General features: G+C 63.8%; 2 protein-coding genes and 1 pseudogene. All 3 read left to right on the forward strand.

What is annotated here, in order from left to right:
- The first annotated feature begins 151 nt into the window (after positions 1 to 151).
- Positions 152 to 721, forward strand: coding sequence for a lipid-binding SYLF domain-containing protein (locus VBE63_RS23845; RefSeq protein ID WP_323685511.1), 570 nt, complete (start codon positions 152 to 154; stop codon positions 719 to 721).
- An 84-nt stretch (positions 722 to 805) separates the two neighbouring features.
- A complete protein-coding gene (locus VBE63_RS23850) occupies positions 806 to 994 on the forward strand; it encodes a Thivi_2564 family membrane protein (RefSeq protein WP_323685512.1) in 189 nt (62 codons plus the stop codon).
- A 336-nt stretch (positions 995 to 1,330) separates the two neighbouring features.
- A pseudogene (locus tag VBE63_RS23855) lies at positions 1,331 to 5,806 on the forward strand (cyclic beta 1-2 glucan synthetase); the annotation flags it as partial.

Genomic DNA, 5,806 nt, shown 5'->3' on the forward strand with positions numbered 1-5,806 from the left:
CAGCTGGATTTCTATTGGAAGAAATAGCGCTGAGCAATCGTTGCTGTGCAAGCGTGCGCTGGCAGCAGGAATCCGGCTTGTGGGGACTGTCGCGTGGATTGCTTGCGCGCATCAGCTAGATTGAGTTTCAAAAACCAAAAAGGTAAGAAAGATGAAGATGACCAACACGCAAGGCGTGATTAAGCGCCTCGTTCTCGCGGTAGTTGCCACCTGTTCATTGTTCGCGATGAGCGGGCAGTCACTTGCGGCAACGGCGGAAGATCTGGATCGAGATGCCGCCAAAGCATTACAGCTTCTGTATGAAACCAATCCTACGACCGTCGAGATTGGTAAGAACGCAAAGGCAATCCTGGTCTTTCCAAGTGTCGTTAAGGCCGGGCTGGTCTTTGGCGGCAGCTATGGTGAGGGGGTGCTGATGAAGGGCGATGAAGTCGCCGGCTACTACAACTCGGTGTCGGCGTCCTGGGGCTGGCAGGCAGGCGCGCAGTCATACAGTTATGTTGTCTTTCTGATGAATGACAAAGCCGTAAGCTATCTGGACAGCTCGGAAGGATGGGAGATTGGTGTCGGGCCGACCGTGGTGGTGGTGGATGAAGGTGTGGCAAAGAACCTGTCGTCGACCTCGCTGAAAGACGATGCCTATGCGTTCATCTTCGATCAGAAGGGGCTGATGGCGAGTCTCAGCATCGAAGGGACGAAGATCACGCCGATCAAGCGTTGATGGGATGGCGCGCGACTTGGGTCGCGCGTCGCCACAGTCGTCCCGAGCTTATCTGTCTATTACCTTCTGAACCGGAGAACTCTCATGCCTATTATTACATTGATCGTCACACTAGCCGTCGTTGGTTTGATCCTTTGGTTGATCAATAACTACCTGCCGATGGATGGCAAGATCAAGCAGATCCTGAATGTGGTGGTCGTCATCATCGTGATTCTCTGGCTGCTGTCGGTGTTCGGACTCATCCCGGGTCTGTCTTCCATGCGAGTCGGTTAGTCCGCTCGACGGATGTTGAAGGTTTGCAACTGGGTTGGACGCCCAGAGTGAGTGGGCATGCCGGCGGTTGCGATGAGCGTTGCCGCTTGGCGTGCCATGAATGGCTCGACGCCTCCGCTCTGTCAGAGATCGTGACGCCCTCCTGCGGGAGGGACAATGAGTCTGCGTCAATGCCGATACCGTTTCGAAAAGGAGTCTCCACCGTTGAATTCAGTTAATCCAGCGACCCTTGCAGGCCCGCGCAACGCTTGGTTGCGGCTGACCGGTCGCCTTCAGGGTGAGGATTCCATTGCTGACGAGCCACCCTTGCGCTCGGAATTGTTCAGCACCCTCCAGATGGAGCAGCACGGCAAGGATCTCGCGAGCGCGCATCTGTTGATGCCCGGCCATCCGCCCGATCGGCTCTTGGCTCGGCTCACCGACAATGAAAACGTCCTGGTGGATGTTTCTCGGCTGCTGATGGCGGCGGTCACTGAGAATCGACGGATTGCGCCGGCCGGCGAGTGGCTGCTGGATAACTTCTATCTGATCGAGGAACAGATCCGCACCGCCAAGCGGCATCTGCCCAAGGGCTACAGCCGGGAGCTGCCGCGTCTCGGCAACGCGCCCTCGGCCGGTCTGCCGCGGGTCTATGACCTGGCGCTGGAGATCATCGCGCACGGCGATGGTCGCGTGGACCCCGAGAATCTGAGTCGGTTCATTGCTGCTTATCAGGACGTCAGCGTGCTGCGTCTAGGCGAGCTGTGGGCGATCCCGATCATGCTGCGCCTGGCGTTGATCGAGAATCTTCGCCGCGTTGCGGCGCGCGTGGCTGTCAGTCGCCGGGATCAGAACCTGGCCGACGGCTGGGCCGATCGCATGCTGGCGATGGCCGGCAGTGATCCGAAGAATCTGATCCTGGTGATCGCCGACATGGCACGCTCGAAGCCGCCGATGTCGGGCGCCTTCGTGGCTGAGCTGGCGCGCCGGCTGCAAGGGCGCAGCGCCGCCCTGGCCCTGCCGCTGACCTGGATCGAGCAGCAGCTCGGCGAGTCCGAGCTGACCATCGAGCAGCTGGTCCGGCTGGAGAACCAGCAGCAGGCCGCGGATCAGGTCTCCATTGGCAATAGCATCGGCAGTCTGCGCGCCCTTGGGGCGATGGACTGGCGCGAGCTGGTCGAGACCATGAGCCTGGTTGAGCGCACCCTGCGCGATGATCCGGTGGGCATCTATGGTCGAATGGATTTTGTGACCCGTGACCGCTACCGGCATGTGGTCGAGCGCATCGCCAAGCGTGGTCGGCTGTCTGAGCCCGAGGTGGCGAGCGCGGCGATTTCGCTGGCGCAAGATCAAACCCAAACCCAAACCCAAGCCCAAGCCCAGCCAGACGCCTGTGCGGCGCATGTCGGCTATTACCTGGTCGATCGCGGTTTGTCACAGCTTGAGCAGCAAGCTGGGGTGCCGCGATCAGGCCTGGCATCGCTGCGTAGACCGGCAGGGCGGTCGGCCTTGGCCACCTATCTCGGCGGCATCCTGTTGCTGACGACCGTCTTTTCTTTGGGCTTGCTGACCCAGGCCGAGGGGGCTCCGAGCTGGCTACTGCCCATCCTCGCGGTGCTGGCCGTGTTCGGCACCAGTCAACTGGCGGTCGCGCTGATGAACTGGCTGGCGAGTCTGCTGGCTACCCCGCATGCGCTGCCGCGTCTGGACTGCTCCGCAGGCATCCCGTCGGAGGCGCGCACCCTGGTGGTGACACCGACGATGCTCAGCAGCGCAGGCGGCGTCGAGGCCCTGCTGGAGGCGCTGGAGGTGCGCTTCCTCGCCAATCGCGACCCGCATCTGCACTTTGGACTGTTGACCGATGTTCGTGATGCGCCGACAGAGACGCTGCCGGGCGATCAGGTACTGATCGATCAAGCGGCGCGAGGCGTCGCTGCGCTCAATGCCAAATACCCGCACCCGAACGGCGATTCTTTCTACCTGCTCCATCGCCCACGCCGTTGGAACCCGCGCGCTAAGGTATGGATGGGCTATGAGCGCAAGCGCGGCAAGCTCATGGACCTAAACGCCCTGCTGCGCGGCGATAACGCCTTCCAGCTCCGGGTGCCAGGAACAGCTGATGGCACGACTGGTGATGGCTCTGTTACTTGTGCTCCTGCTGGTAGCGGTCCTGCTGGCGGTGGCCTTGCTGTTGGTGGCCTTGCTGGCGCTGGTCCTGTTGATGATGACGCTGTTGGCAAGGGCAGGGTCACGCCTGAAACGGGCACCGCAGGACGCGCAACGCGCGAGGGGCCGCGCTTCTCGCTGATCATTGGCGACCCGCTGATCTTCCCCAACCTGCGCTATGTGATCACGCTGGATACCGACACCCAGCTCCCGCGCGATGCCGCCCGGGAGATGATCGGCGCCATGGAGCACCCGCTGAATCAGCCGCGCTTTGACCCCGAGCTGGGGCGCGTGCGGGCCGGCTACGGCATCCTGCAGCCGCGCGTGGCGGTCAGCCTGCCCGGCGCCAATCGCTCGCGCTTCGCGCGCCTGCATGGGCAGGACGCCGGGATCGATCCCTACACCCGAGCGGTGTCGGACCTCTATCAGGACTGGTTCCAGGAAGGCTCCTTCATCGGCAAGGGCATCTACCAGATCGACGCCTTCGAGGCGGCGCTCGACGATCACTTCCCCGAGAACCGCATCCTCAGTCACGACCTGCTCGAAGGCTGCTATGCGCGCTCCGGGCTGCTCTCCGATGTGCAGCTCTACGAAGACTATCCGGCCAGCTACAGCGTCGATGTGAGCCGCCGCCACCGTTGGATTCGCGGTGACTGGCAGATTGCCCAGTGGCTGTTTCCGCGCGTGCCCGGTCGGGATGGCCGCGCGTGCGTCAACCCGATCTCGGCGCTGTCGCGCTGGAAGCTGGCCGACAACCTGCGTCGCAGCCTGGTCCCCGCAGCCCTCACCGCGCTGCTGATGCTCGGCCTGCTGGTGCTCGCCAAGCCCGGCGTCTGGACCCTGGCGGTGCTTGGCATCCTGCTGATCCCGGCGCTGCTGACGGCGATGCTGGGCGCGCTCAGCAAGCCCGGTGACCTGCGCTGGCCGGCGCATCTGGCCGCGACGGTGCGCGCCGCTGGACAGCGGTTGACGCAGGCGCTGTTCAACCTCGCCTGTCTGCCCTACGAGGCCTACTTCAGCCTGGATGCGGTGATCCGCACCCTCTGGCGGCTGGCGGTCAGTCGGCGCGGCCTGCTCGAATGGACTGCGGCGGGCGATCTGGAACGCATGGATCGAGGGCTCGCCGCCGTCTACCGCAGCCTGTGGATCGCGCCGGCGCTGGCGTTGATCGCGGGTGCCGGTCTGGCACTGCGCGCGCCGATGGCCTTGCTGGTGGCCGCGCCGATCCTGCTGGCCTGGCTGGCGGCGCCCCTGCTGGCCTGGTGGCTGAGCCGTCCGCTCAAGCCACGCGAGACGCAACTGAGCGCCGAGCAGACCGGGTTCCTGCACCGCAACGCGCGCAAGACCTGGGCCTTCTTCGAGACCTTCGTCGGCGCCGACGATCATTGGCTGCCGCCGGATAATCTGCAAGAGCATCCGCTGGCGGTGGTCGCGCATCGCACCTCGCCGACCAACATGGGTCTCTCGCTGTTGGCGAACCTGGCTGCTGATGATTTCGGCTATCTCCCCGCTGGCGGACTCATCGCCCGGACCAGCGCCGCGCTGCGCACCATGACCGGACTGGAGCGCCATCGCGGCCACTTCTTCAACTGGTACGACACCCAATCGCTGCAGCCGCTCGAACCCCGTTACATCTCCTCAGTGGACAGCGGCAACCTCGCCGGTCATCTCTCGACCCTGCAACCGGGGCTGCTGGCACTGATCGACGCGCCGATCCTGAATCCGCGCTGGCTGGCGGGCATTGGTGATACCTGGCAGGTGCTGACGGAGGCGCTCACCGCACCGACCTCCAAGTTGGCGTTGGCGTCGTTGACTGGGCGACGGCCAGTGCTGTCGGCGCCGCTTGCGCGTTTTGATCAGCAGCTGAAGGCCGCCCGCTTGGCGCCACCGACCGATCTGAATGATGCCTGCGGCTGTCTTGGTGTGCTGAGCGCGGAGGCCGAAGCAGCGGCGCGGGATCTTGATGCTGGCGCGAGCGATGAGCTGGCGGCCTGGACGCGACGTCTGGCTCAGCAGTGTCGTGCATTGCTGGATGATCTGTTGTTCTTGGCGCCTTGGCTGGCCTTGCATGTCGAGGCTGCGGCAAACGTCCTCTCTGTCGTGGACAAGAGCCGGCAGATCGACCTTGCACTCACGCTGCGCCAAGTTGCCGCGCTTGAGCAGACGGGGTCTGACCAGCCTGCGCTGGCGCGCATCCGCGAGATCGAGCAACTGGCCGAGACCGCAGGCGACCTGGCTCGCCTCGATTACGACTTCCTGTTCGACGAGGCGCAATCCCTGCTCGCCATTGGCTACCGGGTCGCCGAGCGTCGCCGCGATGAGAGCTACTACGATCTGCTCGCCTCCGAGTCGCGCCTGGGCTGCTTCGTCGCCATCGCCCAGGGCCAGTTGCCGCAGGAGAGCTGGTTTGCCCTCGGCCGTCTGCTGACCCGCGCCGTCGGCAACACCACACTGTTGTCCTGGAGCGGCTCGATGTTCGAGTACCTGATGCCGCTGCTGGTGATGCCGAGCTACGACAACACCCTGCTTGATCAGACCTATCGCACCGCGGTCGCCCGGCAGATCGCCTATGGCAAGGAGCGCGGCGTCCCTTGGGGCGTGTCGGAATCCGGCTACAATGGCGTCGATGCCCAGCTCAACTATCAGTACCGCGCCTTCGGCGTGCCT

The organism is Lamprobacter sp. (assembly GCF_034860625.1).
In the GTDB taxonomy this organism is placed as follows: Bacteria; Pseudomonadota; Gammaproteobacteria; order Chromatiales; family Chromatiaceae; genus Lamprobacter.